We start from the raw sequence: 14461 nt of genomic DNA on the forward strand, positions 1-14461 counted from the left end.
GTTTTGATTCTGCTTCGTTGCTTGTAACCTATCGTGCCCCTTTTCCCCAGATCTTGCCGCAGATGGCACGATGAAGCTCGTGACTGAAAGCAAGGGATCCCTCATTGGTGGCGCGCTGAAGGCCACTCTGCACACCAACCAGGGTGACATCAACCTGAACCTGTTCCCCGACCACGCGCCGAAGACGGTCGCGAACTTCGTCGGGCTCGCCGAGGGCACGAAGGAGTACACCCAGCCCAACGCGCAGGGCGAGAACTCGGGCCCGTTCTACAACGGGTCGATCTTCCACCGCGTCATCGACGGCTTCATGCTCCAGGGCGGCGACCCGACCGGCACCGGCCGCGGCGGTCCCGGCTACAAGTTCGGCGACGAGTTCCACCCGGAGCTCCAGTTCTCCAAGCCGTACCTGCTGGCCATGGCCAACGCCGGACCCGGCACCAACGGCTCGCAGTTCTTCATCACCGTCGCGCCGACGACGCACCTGAACTTCAAGCACACCATCTTCGGAGAGGTCGCGGACCAGCCCTCCCGCGACGTCGTCGACGGGATCGGCCGCACGGCGACCGGTCCGGCCGACCGTCCGCTGCAGGACGTCGTCATCGAGAAGGTCACCATCAGCCGCGAAGGCTGATCGCAGAGCCGGTTACGGGGGATTTCGGTAGGTTGGTGGCATCGTGAGCCAACCACCGAATCCCCAGTACCAGCAGGCCGCCATGCCCGGCTGCTGGTGGCACCCGAACCGGCCGACCGGCCTGAGCTGTTCGCGCTGCGAGCGTCCGGCCTGCCCGGACTGCCTGCGCGAAGCCGCCGTGGGCTTCCAGTGCACCGACTGCGTCCAGGCGGGCCGCCAGCAGGCCCGCGTCCAGCAGAAGCAGTACCGCGACGCCGGTTACGGCGCGCGCACCCTCGCCGGTGCGCAGCAGCCCCGCGCGGTCGTCGTGACGCCTGCCCTGCTGGCGATCAACGTCGTCCTCTTCTTCGTCACGGTCGCCCTCGCCGGCAGCCTCACGAGCAACAACATCTCGGAGTTCTTCCAGCTCGGCAATCTGGACAACGCGCCGACGCTCGCGAACAACGAGTGGTGGCGGATCTTCACCTCCGGGTTCCTGCACTTCGGCCTGCTGCACATCGCGAGCAACGCCTTCTCGCTGTGGTTCGTGGGCCGCCCGCTGGAAACCGCCCTCGGCCGCGTTCCGTTCACGGTCCTCTACTTCGTGTCGATGCTCGGCGGCTCGGCCGCGTGCCTGGTCTTCACGGACCTCGGCGCCCCTCCCGTGGTCGGCGCGTCCGGTGCCATCTTCGGGCTCATCGGCGCGTACACGGTCATCGTCATCAAGCTCAGGCTCAACCCGACCTGGCTGCTGGTCATCCTCGGCCTGAACGTCTTCATCTCGTTCCAGGTGCCGAACATCTCGATCCTGGCGCACGCCGGTGGCTTCGTCGCCGGGCTTCTGGCGACCTTCGCCCTCCTGTACGCCCCGGAAAAGGACAGGCTCCGCTGGCAGATCGGCGGGATCGCGATCGTGGTCGTGGCGATCATCGGGCTCATCGCCTGGAAGGACTCCCAGACGATTTCCGCCGCGTTCTGCCAGTTCACCCCGTATCAAGGGCAGTCCGTCTACATCTGCTACCGCCAGTAGGCGCGCTTCCCCCGAGTGGGTTATGCGAAAACCCGGTGGGGAAGCAACATCATTGGGTACCTTCAGGTTGATCATCAACATCATCAACTTGGGGGTTGAGATGAAGATTCGGAAAGCAGCAGTTCTCGCCGCCGTCGCCGTGATGGCGTCGGCCTTGGCGCCATCGGTCGCGCAGGCCGGTCAAGCCGCCGAGACCTGCCAGACCTACACCAAACGCTATTTCCTCGGCTCGGGCAGCGCGATCACGCTGCGTGTCGCCTACGTCGATTCGGCGTTGAAAATCTGCTTCGGAGACCCAGGCGTCACTTCGTCGGCGGCGACGCAGACCGTCGGCACGACCGGGCCGGGCGCGGCGACCGGCTGGGAGATCACCGCGGGCCAGGCGGTGGTCGAGGACCAGCGGCCGCGGCATGTCAAAGCGAAGTTCAGCGGGTCCCTGCGGAACTGCGTCGTCAAGATCAACCCGATCTGCTCGCCGGCTTCGCCGTACGAGATCTTCGGGGAGTACGCGCCGCCCGCGGTCGGACCGGCCGTTCCGGGCTGGTCACACGGCCCTGACGGCAACGTCCACTACTACGACAACGCCTGACCCTTGAGGGCGGTGAGGACGTCCAGGACGTCCCTGGGGTCCTCGCCGAGGTCGATCCGGCCGAACACCAGCAGGTGTTCGCCGGATTCGACCTCGAGGGTCACCGAGTCCCGGCCGAACCGCCGCGTCGTACGCAGCCGGAGCCGGGCTTCGGACCAGGAGTAGCGGTGCGCGCCGCCGACGGTCCTGGCCAGGATTCCGTCGGGACCGGCCGCCAGCCGGGGACGGAGCAGGGTGCCGTGCAGCGCGAGCGCGCCCACGGAGAGCATCGCGACCCCGGTGAGGACGGTGCCGCCGACGTCGCCGCCGATGACCAGCCACGCCACCCCTGCCAGCAACAACAGGGTGATCGCCCAAGCCACTACCACAACGTTCTGCTGCGGCGCCCAGGAGGTGGGGTAGTTATCCACAGAGGTTATCCACACTGGGGATGAGTCACACCGGTGTGATTCGGCGTCAAGCCGCCATCCGGGGTAATGCTCACCGCCACCGCATCGTCATGAGCAGCCCGGCGATCATCAGCACGAAGCCGATGGCGAAGTTCGTGTTGCCCAGATCCGCCATGAAGGGGATCTTGTCGCCCGCGATGTAGTTCACGACCAGCCACAACAGGCCGATCAGCATGAGGCCGAACATCACGATCTTGTAGAACAGGTTCGACGGGCCCGCCGCCTTGACCTTCACCGGCGTGCGGCGGTCGGTCGGCGGGGTGTACGCCGTCTTCTTGCGGACCTTGGACTTCGGCATCGTGTTCCTCGCGTACTGTTCGGCATCCCTGGTGGCGATGACCCGCTTTCGGGTGCGCAACCAGCGCCACGTGCACACGTTAACGTAAACGAGCGCCGCTGGGCACCGTCCGGGACCGGTCGATTTCCCGCACTGTGACAATGGTGTCACAGACGGTTCGACACTGCGGCTTGGTTCGAGACTGAGGAGCTTTGCGTGGCTGAGCGGGAAGAGCCGGGCGGGGACCGTCGGCGGTACTCCGGACGCCCACCCGGCGAGGGCCGTCCGGCCCCCCGGCGTAGGCCGGAGGAAGGAATTTCGCCGCGTCGCGCTCCGGGAGAGGCACCGACGCCCCGCCGGAGGCCGCCGGAGGGCAGGTCGTTCGACGGGCCGCCTCCGCGCCGCCGGACCGACGCGCCCCCGCCTCGACGTCGTCCCGTACCGCCGCCGGGGTCGACCGAAGAGACCGTCATCTTCGAGCCGGTGGGCGGTGGCGTCGCGACCGAGGAGCGCCCGCCGCCGCGGGAATTGGGCAAGGGTGGCGTCGCCATCCGCACAGTGGGCGAGCTCCTCATCACCGCCGGCCTGGTCGTGCTGCTGTTCATGGTCTACGAGGTCTACGTGACCGACCTGTTCTCCGCGGGCAAGCAGTCCGAGGCGAGCACGGAACTGGACGGCGAGTGGGGCAAGGACCGCCAGCTGCATCCGGAGCTGGTCGACGGGAAGGCGTTCGCCAGGATCCACATCCCGGTGTTCGGCGCCGACTTCAACTTCACCATCCAGGAAGGCACCACCGAGGCCGCGCTCGAAGTCGGCCCGGGGCACTACAAGGGCACCGCGCTGCCGGGCGAGCCGGGCAACTTCGCGGTCGCCGGGCACCGCGTCGGCAAGGGCGCCCCGTTCAACGACCTCGACAACCTCGGCTCGTGCGACCAGATCGTCATCGAGACGCAGACCGACTTCTACGTCTACAAGGTGCTGCCGTACAAGGACGAGGTCGAAGGCTGGGCCGCGGGCAAGGGCGCCCAGCCGAAGTGCAAGAACGTCGGGACGCTGCGCGACCCGAACGCCGTCGACGGCGGCCCCTACGGGGAGACCAACGGCCGCCGCATCGTGTTCCCGACCAAGGGCGACACGGTGAACCCCGTGCCGTACAAGGACCCGGACATCCTGCCGAAGGCCGAGCAGGTCTCGCTGCTCACGCTGACCACGTGTCACCCGCAGTTCTCGGCGAAGGAACGGCTCATCATCCACTCGGTGCTGACCCAGCAGGTGCCGAAGAACCAGGTCGGCTCCTACGCCGAACTACTGCCCAAGATCTCGGAGGCGCGCTGATGTACGGCTGGATCTGGCGCAAGCTGCCGGGCCCGTTCGCGGTGAAGCTGGCGACGGCGGTCGTGCTGGCGCTCGGGATCGTCGCCCTGCTGATGTTCGTCGTCTTCCCATGGCTCGAGCCGCGCTTGTGGTTCAACGAAGTGAGCGTCCAGTAATTTTTGTCGAGCGCTGACGGAAACTCGCCGAAGGGGCGCCGGGCCGCTTCCCACTCAGGTTGAGAGCGGAGGCGCCCCTTCATCGAGCGCCCTTGGGGAGACCTTGTGGTTGAGTTCGATTTGCGTCCAGTAGACCCGCGGTTTGGGGTCTTCCTCGTCTCGGGGCGGTTTCCCGGGCAGGAGGACGCCGATGTCCTGCGCCGGTCGGTCGACGCCGCGATCGCCGCCGAGCGGGCCGGCTTCGACGACGTCTGGTTCGCCGAGCACCACTTCATGCCGTACGGCGTGTGCCCGTCCGCGATCACGCTCGCCGCGCACGTGCTCGGCCGCACCGAGCGGATCGCGGTCGGCACCGCGGTGAGCGTGCTGTCCATCGCGCATCCGGTGGCACTGGCCGAGCAATGGTCGCTGCTCGACGCGGTTTCCGGCGGACGATTGCGGATCGGCGTCGGCCGCGGTGGGCCGTGGCAGGACCTGGAGGTGTTCGGCACCGGCGCGTCCCGGTACGAAACGGGGTTCGAAGAGAGCCTCGACCTGCTGCTCGCGGCCATGACGTCGAAGACCGTCTCGGCCGAGGGCGACCACTTCGCGTTCCGTGAGGTGCCGATGGTGCCGCGGCCGGAGCGCGCCCCGCGCATGGTCGTGGCCTGCGGTGACGCTCGTTCCGGAGCGGTCCGGCTCGCCGCCGATCGCGGGCTGCCGATGCTGCTCGGCCTGCACACCGACGACGAAGGCAAGATCGAAACCCTTGCCGCGTACGGAGATCCCGCCGCCGGGCACGTCTCGACGGTGATGTGCCAGGTCGGGGACGACGCGCTGGACGTCGTGCGGTCGGCGTTGCCGGGCTCCCTCAAGGAGGGTTTCGCCGGGCACGTCTACCTCAATGGCAAGCGTGGCTTGGACAAGGATCCGGTGTCCTACACCGATCGGCTCTGCGAGATGCATCCGATCGGCGGCGTGGAGTACTGCGTCGACAAGCTGGGAACGAGCCTCCGGCGCACCGGGGTCTCCCACGTGATCATGATGGTGGAAGCGTCCGGTACGCCGGAGGGAACGCTCGAAAACATCGCGCGGATCGGGGAAGAGGTACTACCCGCGCTGCGCCGATGAGCTCCCGGCTAGCAGTCGCGGAGTTCCGGGCTCTGGTTCAGCAGCTGGCCGCGCACCGAAACGAACGCGCGGTAGCGGTCACTGTCCACTTGGGACTTCTTGAACACGGCGACGCGGTGGCAGTTCTGGAACGCCAGCTTCACGCCGAAGTGTCGTTCCAGCCCGCCGCGGATGGCGTCCGAGGCCAGCGCCCGCAGCAGCTGGCCGCGTTCGGCCTCGCTCGGCGGCGGCGTCTCGTTGTCGGCGAACCCGTCGGCCGCGCCCTCGGCCTCGGCGATGACACCGGTGATCACGGTCCAGGCGTAGGGCAGGGATTCCCGGACACAGGCGACGAATTCGGCGTCGGAGACCTCCCCGCGTTCGGCCTTCTCCAGCAGCGCGGGCGATACATCCAGAGACATCGGACCTCCGAGAGAGACACAGTGAACGTGGGCCGTCTACCTGACTACCCATCCGCGGCCGGAGTCACAAGAGAAAACGATCATCATCACCACTTTGGCGGAAGCCGTCGTCACTCCCAGCGAAAAAGCTTCGCCGCCACGACACAACTGGCCACCGCGAAAGCCGCCAACACGGCGAGTTGCAGCGGCTGGGCGCCGGTGCCGGTCCAGGCGTCCTCCATGGCCTTGACACCCGGCGGGACGTACGCGCCGATGTCCCGGATGGCCTCCGGAAGCAACGGACGCGGCAGCCAGACGCCGCCGAGGAACATGATCGGGACGTAGGCGATCATCGCGATCCCGCCCGCGGCGCGGCTGGTCTTGGCGACCGCCGCGGCGATCAGGCCGAGACCGAAGATCGCGGTCGTACCGAGCACGAACGTCAGCAGGAAGCCAGCCGGGTGACGCGGGCTGGGGACGTCGAAGACGGCACCCGCCGTCACGAGGAGGAGGCCGACCCCGCCGATCGTCACGGTGACGTTGATGATCAGCTGCGCCACCAGCAGCTGGGCCGGGTGCACCGGGGTGGTGGCGAAGCGGCGGAGAATGCCCTGTTCCCGGTAGGACGCGATGATCCCGGGGATCGCCTGCAGACCCATCATGGCCATGGTGAGCACGATCATCGACGGCACCCAGGCGTCGAGGAAGCGCAAGCCCGACGTTGTTCCGCTCTCCGCGCGAATGCCGGGGATCACCCCGAGCACGGCCGTGATGGCCGTCGGCAGGACAAGCCCGCCGATGACGAATCCCGGCGTGCGGAGGGCGATTTTCGTTTCGGTGAGGGTGATCTTGGCGAGGGTGTTCATTTCTCGTCTCCTGGATCAGTCGCGGCCGGTCAGGGTCACGAAGGCTTCGTCCAAAGTGGATTTCCCGGCGCGGTCGCGGAGTTCGGCCGGGCTGCCGGTGGCGACCACGCGCCCGGCGTCGAAGATCGCGAGGCGGTCGCAGAGGCGTTCGGCCTCGTCCATGAAGTGCGTGACGAGCAGGACGGTGACGCCGGTGTCGCGGACGGCCTCGACGAGCTTCCAGGTGTCGCGGCGGGCGTGCGGGTCCAGTCCGGTGGTCAGCTCGTCGAGGACGGCGACCTCGGGGCTCCCGACCAGCGCGAGCGCGATCGAGACACGCTGCTTCTGACCGCCGGAAAGCTTGCCGAAGTACTTGTCCCGCTGCCCGGTGAGACCCAGCTTTTCGAGCAGGTCGGCGGGGTCGGCGGGGTTCGCGTAGAACGACGCGTAGAGATCGAGCGCCTCGTGGACCTTGATCTTTTCCGGCAGGCGGCTCTCCTGGAGCTGGGAGCCGAGGCGCTGCCGGAGGGCGGCGTGATCCTTGCCCGGGTCGAGGCCGAGGACCGAGATGCCGCCCGAGTCCGGCTTGCGCAGCCCCTGGAGGCATTCGACGGTGGTGGTCTTGCCGGCGCCGTTGGTCCCGAGGATCCCGAAGATCTCGCCTTGTTCCACGTGGAACGAAACGTCGTCGACCGCGACGTGCTCTCCGTACGTCTTGCGGAGGTTGGTGACTTCGATGAGTGGCATGCGAAAAACGTTATGGCGCAACGGGTTCGGCCAGAATGGCGCTGGAACCCCAACCAGGGTGGGGCTGGACCCACCCCCTTCGTGGGGCTGCGGTCACTGCCTTCCGGCCGGTGGGTGCGCGAGACTTCTCGCATGATCCGGAAGTACCTCACCTCGGTGCGCCGCGGCTTCGTGCTCGCGGCCCTCGCCCTGGTGAGCTGGCTCGATCTCCTGCTCGAACTGGTGGGTTTCTGCCTGCTCTGTGTCGGTCTGGTCTTCGCGTACACGCTGGCCCTGGAAGGGACCCGTCCCCGCGCCGCGCTCACCCGGCGGCTGGCCGGACGCTGGTGCGGTATCGAGGTCGAGCCGCCGTACCGGCCCGCCCCGCCGGAGCCGGAACGTGAGCGCGACGGCTGGTACCGCGACGGGAACAGCCTGTACAAGCGGTCGTGGTTCCTGCGGTGGACCAAACGGTTCGAATGGATCTCCGACGACCCGGCGACCGGCCGCGACCTGGGCTGGCAGCTGTGGAACCCCCTGGCCGGGCTGCTGCTCGTGCCCGCGGTTCTGCTGGCCGGGCCGAGTGCGCTCCGGCTGTACGGGCAGTGGACGCGGTGGTGGCTCGGGCCTCGCCCGGCTCGTTCCGGAGACGGCTGGGTCAAGACGAGGCTGAAGGCCCTCGGCTTCCAGCTGGGCCTGGCGGGGCTGTCGATCGCGCAGCTCGCGATGGTGGTGCCGACGCTGCTCGTGCTGGTCGTCGGATTCGCGCCGCTGTTCCCGACGCTGGTCGTCGCCGGCCGGTCGGTGACCGACACCTTGCGCCGCGAGGCCAAGAACTGGACCGGCGTCCGGATCGACCGGCCGTATCTGCCGGAGCCGTCGTTCCCCGTGCCGCGGGCGGACGGGATGTACCAGCGCGGGCGGCAGCTGTACGACACACCGTGGTGGCCCGCGCGGCTCGACCGCTGCCGCTGGGCGATCCGTGACCGCGCGACCTGGCGTGACATGGCCGCCGCGGTGGTCAACTCGGTGGTGTTGTCGCTGATGGCGGTGCCGACGGCGGCGCTGGTGTTCTTCGGTCTCTGGGGTTTCCTGGCGCTGTGGGTCTGGCGGCCGATCGCCGGCTGGACGGACACCTCATGGTCGATGATCGGTCTGCCCGAGGCGACCACGCACTGGCAAGCGCTCGCGATGACTCCGGTGGTCGTGGCGGCTTTTGCCGCCGGCCTGGTCGCGACGCCGTGGCTGGCTCGTAAGGGGGCGCAGTTCGCGAAGCTGCTTCTGGGACCGACTGAGGCTTCGCGGCTGGGACAACGCGTCGAACGGTTGAAGCAGACGCGGACGGACGCGTCGGTCGCGCAGGCCGCCGAGCTGCGGCGGATCGAACGGGACCTGCACGACGGGGTTCAGTCACGCCTTGTCGCGATGGGGATGAAGCTGGGTGCCGTCGAAGCGCTGATCGACAGCGATCCGGCCGCGGCGAAACGGCTGGCCGCTGAGCTGCGGCAGACGTCGTCCGAGACGCTGACCGAGTTGCGGCTGCTGGTGCGCGGCATTCACCCGCCGGTGTTGTCCGAGCGCGGCCTCGGTGACGCCGTGCGGGCGATGGCGCTGGACAGTCCGCTGCGGGCTTCGGTGAACGGCGACCTGCCGCGGCTGGAGCAGCCCGCGGAGGCGTGTGCCTACTTCGCCGTCTGCGAGTTGCTGGGCAACGCGGCGAAACACGGTGAGGCGCGAAAAGTGTCGATCGAGCTGGGGTACGACGACGGTCTGCTGCGGATCGAGGTGACCGACGACGGGAAGGGCGGCGCGAACGCGGCGCGGGGCAGCGGGATTCGCGGGATCGAGCGCAGACTGGGCACCTTCGACGGTACTTTTGCTCTGACCAGCCCGCTCGGCGGGCCGACGAAGGTGCTTATGGAGATCCCGTGTCAGCTCGACCCCGATGCGTCGTCGCCGAGGACCAGTACCTCCTCCGAGACGGCTTGACGCATCTGTTGACCGCGCACGGTTTCGACGTCGTCGAGGCGGTCGGGACCGGGCCGGAGCTGGAACGGGCGCTGCGTTCGCATCGGCCCGACGTCTCGGTCGTCGACGTCCGGATGCCGCCGACGCTCACCGACGAGGGTCTTCAGGTCTCGTTGGCGGTGCGGCGCGACATCCCCGGACTGCCGATTCTCGTGCTGTCGCAACATGTCGAGCAGCTGTACGCGCGGGAACTGCTGGCCGACGGCGCCGGCGCGATCGGATATCTGTTGAAGGACAGGGTCTTCAACGCGGACCAGTTCATCGACGCGGTGCGGCGCGTGGCGGGCGGCGGGACCGCGATGGATCCCGAGGTGATCGCGAAACTGGTGGCGGGCAACGCTTCCGACCCGCTAGCCGCGCTGACGCCGCGCGAACGCGAGGTGCTCGGCTTGATGGCCGAGGGCTGTTCCAACGCCGCCATCGCCGGACGGCTGCACTTCAGCGAGGGGGCGGTGGGGAAGCACACCGCGAACATCTTCGCGAAGCTCGGCATCGTCGCTTCGGACGACACGAACCGCCGCGTTCTCGCTGTCCTGGCCTATCTGGGGTCAGGCGGCTCGTGAGTGGTGCGGGTGCCGGCTTCGGACGTTGTGAAAGCCACTTTCACAACCTTCAACGTTGTGAAAGTGGCTTTCACAACGCTTTGCCTTGTCCCGACTGCCACTCACGACCCACTTCTCCCTGAACGCCAAGAAGGACCCCACACAGGTGAGGCCCTCCATGACTTTCCAGACAGGTTGTCCACAACCCTTCCCGGCTGTGGACAACCCCCGCTGACCAGCCCTTTTCCCGCTCACAGCCGATAGACTGGGTTCGGGGCCGCCCCCTGGGACGGGTGGGGGGCTGGGTAAGTGAGTTAAGAGCGGGAGACGCGGGTCATTTCGTCGCGTTCGACGACCTTGACGCGTTCCCGGCCGTGCGGGGCGCCGAGCGACTTCTCGTGGGCGTCGAGTTTGCCCCAGCCTTCCCAGGTGGTGAAGGGGACGCCGCGTTCGGTGAGGAACCCGAGGATCGCGTCGGGGTCGTCCACCGCCGGGGCGGTGAGGCCGTCGGCGTCGGCCAGCAGGCTCGCGATCGTTTCGGCCGCGTCGCCCTTGGTGTGGCCGATGAGGCCGACGGGGCCGCGCTTGATCCAGCCGGTCACGTAGACGCCCGGCACCTGGTCCTCGTCGATGTCGAGCACCCGGCCGGCCTGGTTCGGCACGGTCCCGGTGGTGTGGTCGAACGGGATCTCCGGCAGATGCGAAGACAGGTAACCGACGGCGCGGTAGACGGCCTGGACGTCCCAGTCGTGGAACTCGCCGGTGCCGCGCACGTTGCCGTCACCGGTCAGTTCGGTGCGCTCGGTCCGCAGCCCGGTCACCTTGCCGTCCTCGCCGACGATCTCGCACGGCGAGTGCAGGAAGTGCAGGTGCAGCCGCTTCGGCCGGTCGCCCTGGTCGCGGATCGCCCATTCCTGCAGCGTCTTCACGACCATGTCGATCTGCTTCGACGCCCGCAGCGCGGCGATGCTGCCCTCGTCGAATTCGATGTCCTCCGGGTAGACGATGACCTCGACGTTCGGCGAGTGGTCCAGCTCCCGCAGCTCCAGCGGAGTGAACTTCGCCTGGGCCGGGCCGCGGCGCCCGAACACGTGCACATCGGTGACCGGGCTGGCCTTCAGCCCCTGGTAGACGTTGTCCGGGATGTCGGTGCTGAGCAGCTCGTCCGCGGTCTTCGCGAGGACACGGGCCACGTCGAGCGCCACGTTCCCGACCCCGAGGACCGCGACCGACGTCGCGTTCAGCGGCCAGGTCCGCGGCACGTCCGGGTGCCCGTCGTACCAGGAGACGAAGTCCGCGGCGCCGTAGCTGCCGTCGAGGTCGATCCCGGGGATGTCGAGCGCGCGGTCGGCCATGGCGCCGGTCGAGAAGATCACCGCGTCGTAGAACTGGCGCAGATCGTCGAGCTTCAGGTCGGTCCCGTAGTCGACGTTGCCCAGCAGCCGGATGTTCGGCTTGTCGAGGACCTTGTGCAGGGCGGTGACGATGCCCTTGATCCGGGGGTGGTCGGGCGCGACGCCGTACCGGATCAGCCCGAACGGCGCCGGCATGCGCTCGAACAGGTCGATCGTCACGTCGGCGTCGGACTTGTCGAGGATGTCGGCGGCGTAGATACCGGCCGGACCGGCACCCACGATGGCTACACGAAGAGAACGGCTCACCCCTACCACGGTAAGTTAGGTTGCCCTAACAATCATTGTGATCTGGCGTACGGTCCACCTGGTGGGAGCCGCTAAGCTGGCTCCATGCGCGTGCTCGTCGTCGACAACTACGACAGTTTTGTCTACAACCTGGTCCAGTACCTGGCCCAGCTCGGCGCCGACTGCACCGTCTGGCGCAACGACGTGGTGGAGCTCGACAAGCTCGGCGAGTTCGACGCGGTGCTCGTCTCTCCCGGCCCCGGAACCCCGGAACGTGCTGGTCAGAGCATGGACGTCATCCGCAAATGCGCCGACGAGCGCATCCCGATGCTGGGCGTCTGCCTCGGCCACCAGGCCCTCGGTGTCGTCTTCGGCGCCACCGTCGACCGCGCCCCGGAACTGCTGCACGGCAAGACCAGTCAAGTCCACCATTCGGGCGACGGAGTCCTCGCCGGGCTCCCCGCGGAATTCACCGCCACGCGGTACCACTCGCTGACCGTTTTGCCGGAAACCATCGACGACGCCGTGTTCGAGATCACAGGCCGCACCGAGTCCGGTGTCGTGATGGGCATGCGGCACCGCGAACTGCCGCTCGAAGGCGTCCAGTTCCACCCCGAGTCCGTGCTCACCCAAGGCGGGCACCGGATGCTGGCGAACTGGCTGGCTTCGGCCGGGCACCCGGTCCCCGACGTCACGGTCGACGAGCTCGAACAGGCCACCCGCGCGCTGCAGAAGGCCGCTGCTGCGTGACCTCGCTGATCCGGCTCGAAGGAGTCGGTAAGCGCTACGGACGAGGCGAGCCCGTGCTCGCCGACGTCGAACTCGACGTCCCGGCGGGGCGCGTGATCGGCGTCCTCGGCTCGAACGGCTCCGGGAAGTCGACCCTGCTCAGGATCCTCGCGGCCCTTTCCCGCGAGACCTCGGGAACCGTCGTGGGCAACCCGCGGGTCGGCTACCTGCCCGACCGCTTCCCGGCGGGACAGCGGATGAGCGCCAGGGCGTACCTGCGGCATATGGCCCGCATCGACGGGCATGTCGACTTGTCGGCCATCGACGCGCTGCTCGACAGGCTGGCGCTGGTCGGCGGACCGGACGCGCCTCTGCGGACCCTGTCCAAGGGCAACGCCCAGAAGGTCGGCCTCGCCCAGGCCGTCCTGGCCGGGCCGGAACTGCTGATCCTCGACGAACCCTGGTCCGGTCTCGACGTCGAAGCCCACACGGTGCTCGGCGAACTCGTCGCCGAGACCAAGGAACGCGGCGCGAGCGTCGTCTTCACCGACCACCGCGCCGCCGCCGTGCACGCCCACGCCGACGACGTCTACCGCATGGACGCCGGCCTCCTGACCCGCGTCGAAACGGTCGCGAAAACCGAGAACGCGACAAGGATCGTCCTCCACGGGCCCGGCGGCGACTGGTCGGCGGAACCCGGCGTCCGCCAGTCCGTGACCGATGGCGAAAAGATCGTCCTGACGGTCGAAGCCGGGCACACGGACGCCGTCCTGCTGCGCGCGCTCAACCGCGGCTTCTCGGTCCGGGAGGTCGCGCCGTGCTCGCCATGACCCGCTACTACCTCGCGCTGCTCGGCCATTCCCAGCGCTACCTTCCCGCGATCCTCGCCTACATCGCGGTCAACACCGTGCTCTACACGGATCCGAAGTCGCCGTTGCTGCCGCAGTACGGGATCAGCGCGGGTTCGCTCCTGGTGGTCTCGTGCTGGCTGACGATCGCCATGCTCGACGTCGAGGACCCGGTCCAGCGGCTGGTGACCTTCAGCCACGCCCGCCGCTGGCGATCGGTCCTCGGCGGCGCCACGCTGGCCGTCTTCGGCTGCGCGGTCGTCCTCATCCTCGTCACGGTGCTCTGGTCGGGCCTCCGGACCGGCGGCTTCACGATCGGCACCTTCGCCCTGGGCGCCGCGGCGCACGCGGTGTGCGCGCTGTTCGGGATCGCGATCGGCCTGCCCTGCTCACGGCTGCTGATCCCGCGCGTCGGCTGGTCCGTGCTGGCCGCGATCTTCGCCCTCGCGGCCGTGCTCCTGGTGAAATGGCTGCCACTGGCCAACCCGCTGCTGCGCGCGCTGACCTCGCAACAACCACTGACCGGTCCGTTCACGGTGGCCGTGGTGGCGGCCATCGCCGTCTTGCTCGCGAGCGCGACGGCCGTCGGGTTCCTGCTCCGCCGCAACGCCTGATGCCGCGTCTCATCGCGCTGAACGGGCCGCCCGCCTGCGGGAAGTCGACACTCGCCCGGCTCTACGCCGAAGACCACCCGTTCACGTTGAACCTCGACATCGACCGGATCCGCGGCCTGCTCGGCGCTTGGCGCGACGACACCGCGAAGGCCGGCAGGCTCGCCCGCGAACTCGCCACGAGCGCCGCGCGGACACACCTGCTCGCGGGCCACGACGTGATCGTCCCGCAATTCCTCGGCCGCGCCGATTTCCTCGAACGACTCGAAGCGCTAGCCGCCGAGACCGCCGCGGGGTTCCACGAGATCGTGCTCCTCGACACCAAGGAAAACGTGCTCCGCCGGTTCGCCGAACGCACGCGCGAGGCGGCCGAGCCCGAGCACGTCGAGGCGCACGAGACGTCGGGCGGGCCCGGGCAGCTGGCGGCGATGTACGACCGTCTCGTGGCGCTCGTCGCCACGAGACCGAACGCCGCCGTGGTCCACACCAGCGCCGGACGGATCCAGCAGGCCTACGAAGGACTTCTCGCACAGCTGACATGAGAAAGGGCCCCGCAC

18 protein-coding genes are annotated in these 14461 nt (G+C 68.4%); 12 read left to right on the forward strand and 6 right to left on the reverse strand.

Annotated features, from left to right (window positions below; translation table 11 throughout):
* Positions 1 to 70: 70 nt before the first annotated feature.
* From IE302_RS18750 to IE302_RS18760, 3 genes are all read left to right on the forward strand, one after another.
* The gene (locus IE302_RS18750; RefSeq protein ID WP_191255808.1) at positions 71 to 631 is read left to right on the forward strand and encodes a peptidylprolyl isomerase; all 561 of its coding nucleotides are present in this window, start codon (positions 71 to 73) and stop codon (positions 629 to 631) included.
* A gap of 43 nt (positions 632 to 674) precedes the next feature.
* Positions 675 to 1640, forward strand: a complete 966-nt coding sequence (locus tag IE302_RS18755; RefSeq protein ID WP_191255809.1) for a rhomboid family intramembrane serine protease — start codon at positions 675 to 677, stop codon at positions 1638 to 1640.
* 100 nt (positions 1641 to 1740) lie between these two features.
* Positions 1741 to 2229 carry a hypothetical protein gene (locus IE302_RS18760; RefSeq protein WP_191255810.1) on the forward strand — a complete coding sequence of 163 codons (489 nt, stop codon included), beginning with the start codon at positions 1741 to 1743 and terminating at the stop codon, positions 2227 to 2229.
* Here the strand turns inward: IE302_RS18760 and IE302_RS18765 are convergent.
* Both IE302_RS18765 and crgA read right to left on the reverse strand, forming a co-directional pair.
* Entirely contained in the window at positions 2214 to 2591 is a 378-nt protein-coding gene (locus tag IE302_RS18765; protein ID WP_191255811.1) for a PH domain-containing protein, read from the reverse strand. The genes IE302_RS18760 and IE302_RS18765 overlap by 16 nt on opposite strands.
* A gap of 118 nt (positions 2592 to 2709) precedes the next feature.
* Positions 2710 to 2976 carry a cell division protein CrgA gene (crgA, locus tag IE302_RS18770; protein ID WP_005161856.1) on the reverse strand — a complete coding sequence of 89 codons (267 nt, stop codon included), beginning with the start codon at positions 2974 to 2976 and terminating at the stop codon, positions 2710 to 2712.
* Positions 2977 to 3171: 195 nt separating this feature from the next.
* Between crgA and IE302_RS18775 the strand changes: the two genes are divergently transcribed.
* The 3 genes from IE302_RS18775 to IE302_RS18785 all read left to right on the forward strand — a co-directional run bounded on the left by IE302_RS18775 (position 3172) and on the right by IE302_RS18785 (position 5555).
* On the forward strand, positions 3172 to 4290 hold the full coding sequence (locus IE302_RS18775) for a class E sortase (protein WP_373308006.1): 1119 nt from the start codon (positions 3172 to 3174) through the stop codon (positions 4288 to 4290).
* Positions 4290 to 4445, forward strand: coding sequence for a hypothetical protein (locus IE302_RS18780; RefSeq protein ID WP_005161850.1), 156 nt, complete (start codon positions 4290 to 4292; stop codon positions 4443 to 4445). The genes IE302_RS18775 and IE302_RS18780 overlap by 1 nt, the downstream gene beginning before the upstream one ends.
* A gap of 105 nt (positions 4446 to 4550) precedes the next feature.
* Positions 4551 to 5555: an LLM class flavin-dependent oxidoreductase gene (locus IE302_RS18785; RefSeq protein WP_191255812.1), complete on the forward strand. Its 1005-nt coding sequence runs from the start codon at positions 4551 to 4553 to the stop codon at positions 5553 to 5555.
* An 8-nt stretch (positions 5556 to 5563) separates the two neighbouring features.
* On the opposite strand, the gene IE302_RS18790 is transcribed toward IE302_RS18785, so the two are convergent.
* From IE302_RS18790 to IE302_RS18800, 3 genes are all read right to left on the reverse strand, one after another.
* Entirely contained in the window at positions 5564 to 5956 is a 393-nt protein-coding gene (locus IE302_RS18790; RefSeq protein WP_005161845.1) for an SCO5389 family protein, read from the reverse strand.
* 110 nt (positions 5957 to 6066) lie between these two features.
* Complete coding sequence (locus tag IE302_RS18795; protein WP_191255813.1) at positions 6067 to 6801, reverse strand: ABC transporter permease; 735 nt, start codon at positions 6799 to 6801, stop codon at positions 6067 to 6069.
* A gap of 15 nt (positions 6802 to 6816) precedes the next feature.
* The gene (locus tag IE302_RS18800; RefSeq protein ID WP_191255814.1) at positions 6817 to 7527 is read right to left on the reverse strand and encodes an ABC transporter ATP-binding protein; all 711 of its coding nucleotides are present in this window, start codon (positions 7525 to 7527) and stop codon (positions 6817 to 6819) included.
* 132 nt (positions 7528 to 7659) lie between these two features.
* Here IE302_RS18800 and IE302_RS18805 point away from each other — a divergent pair, with 132 nt between their 5' ends.
* Both IE302_RS18805 and IE302_RS18810 read left to right on the forward strand, forming a co-directional pair.
* Entirely contained in the window at positions 7660 to 9495 is a 1836-nt protein-coding gene (locus tag IE302_RS18805) for a sensor histidine kinase (RefSeq protein ID WP_191255815.1), read from the forward strand.
* Positions 9435 to 10097 carry a response regulator transcription factor gene (locus IE302_RS18810; RefSeq protein WP_191255816.1) on the forward strand — a complete coding sequence of 221 codons (663 nt, stop codon included), beginning with the start codon at positions 9435 to 9437 and terminating at the stop codon, positions 10095 to 10097. Before IE302_RS18805 ends, IE302_RS18810 begins: the two co-directional genes overlap by 61 nt.
* Positions 10098 to 10390: 293 nt before the next feature.
* Here IE302_RS18810 and IE302_RS18815 read toward each other — a convergent pair whose 3' ends face one another.
* Entirely contained in the window at positions 10391 to 11710 is a 1320-nt protein-coding gene (locus IE302_RS18815) for an FAD-dependent oxidoreductase (protein WP_191256284.1), read from the reverse strand.
* A 111-nt stretch (positions 11711 to 11821) separates the two neighbouring features.
* Between IE302_RS18815 and IE302_RS18820 the strand changes: the two genes are divergently transcribed.
* From IE302_RS18820 to IE302_RS18835, 4 genes are read left to right on the forward strand one after another with little or no spacing between them, the layout of a single operon-like run.
* Positions 11822 to 12466, forward strand: coding sequence for an aminodeoxychorismate/anthranilate synthase component II (locus IE302_RS18820; protein ID WP_191255817.1), 645 nt, complete (start codon positions 11822 to 11824; stop codon positions 12464 to 12466).
* Positions 12463 to 13275 carry an ATP-binding cassette domain-containing protein gene (locus IE302_RS18825; RefSeq protein WP_191255818.1) on the forward strand — a complete coding sequence of 271 codons (813 nt, stop codon included), beginning with the start codon at positions 12463 to 12465 and terminating at the stop codon, positions 13273 to 13275. Before IE302_RS18820 ends, IE302_RS18825 begins: the two co-directional genes overlap by 4 nt.
* A complete protein-coding gene (locus IE302_RS18830; RefSeq protein WP_191255819.1) occupies positions 13263 to 13907 on the forward strand; it encodes a hypothetical protein in 645 nt (214 codons plus the stop codon). The genes IE302_RS18825 and IE302_RS18830 overlap by 13 nt, the downstream gene beginning before the upstream one ends.
* Positions 13907 to 14446, forward strand: coding sequence for an AAA family ATPase (locus IE302_RS18835; protein WP_191255820.1), 540 nt, complete (start codon positions 13907 to 13909; stop codon positions 14444 to 14446). The genes IE302_RS18830 and IE302_RS18835 overlap by 1 nt, the downstream gene beginning before the upstream one ends.
* Positions 14447 to 14461 lie beyond the last annotated feature (15 nt).

The organism is Amycolatopsis oliviviridis (genome assembly GCF_014654365.1).
Classification (GTDB): Bacteria; Actinomycetota; Actinomycetes; order Mycobacteriales; family Pseudonocardiaceae; genus Amycolatopsis; species Amycolatopsis oliviviridis.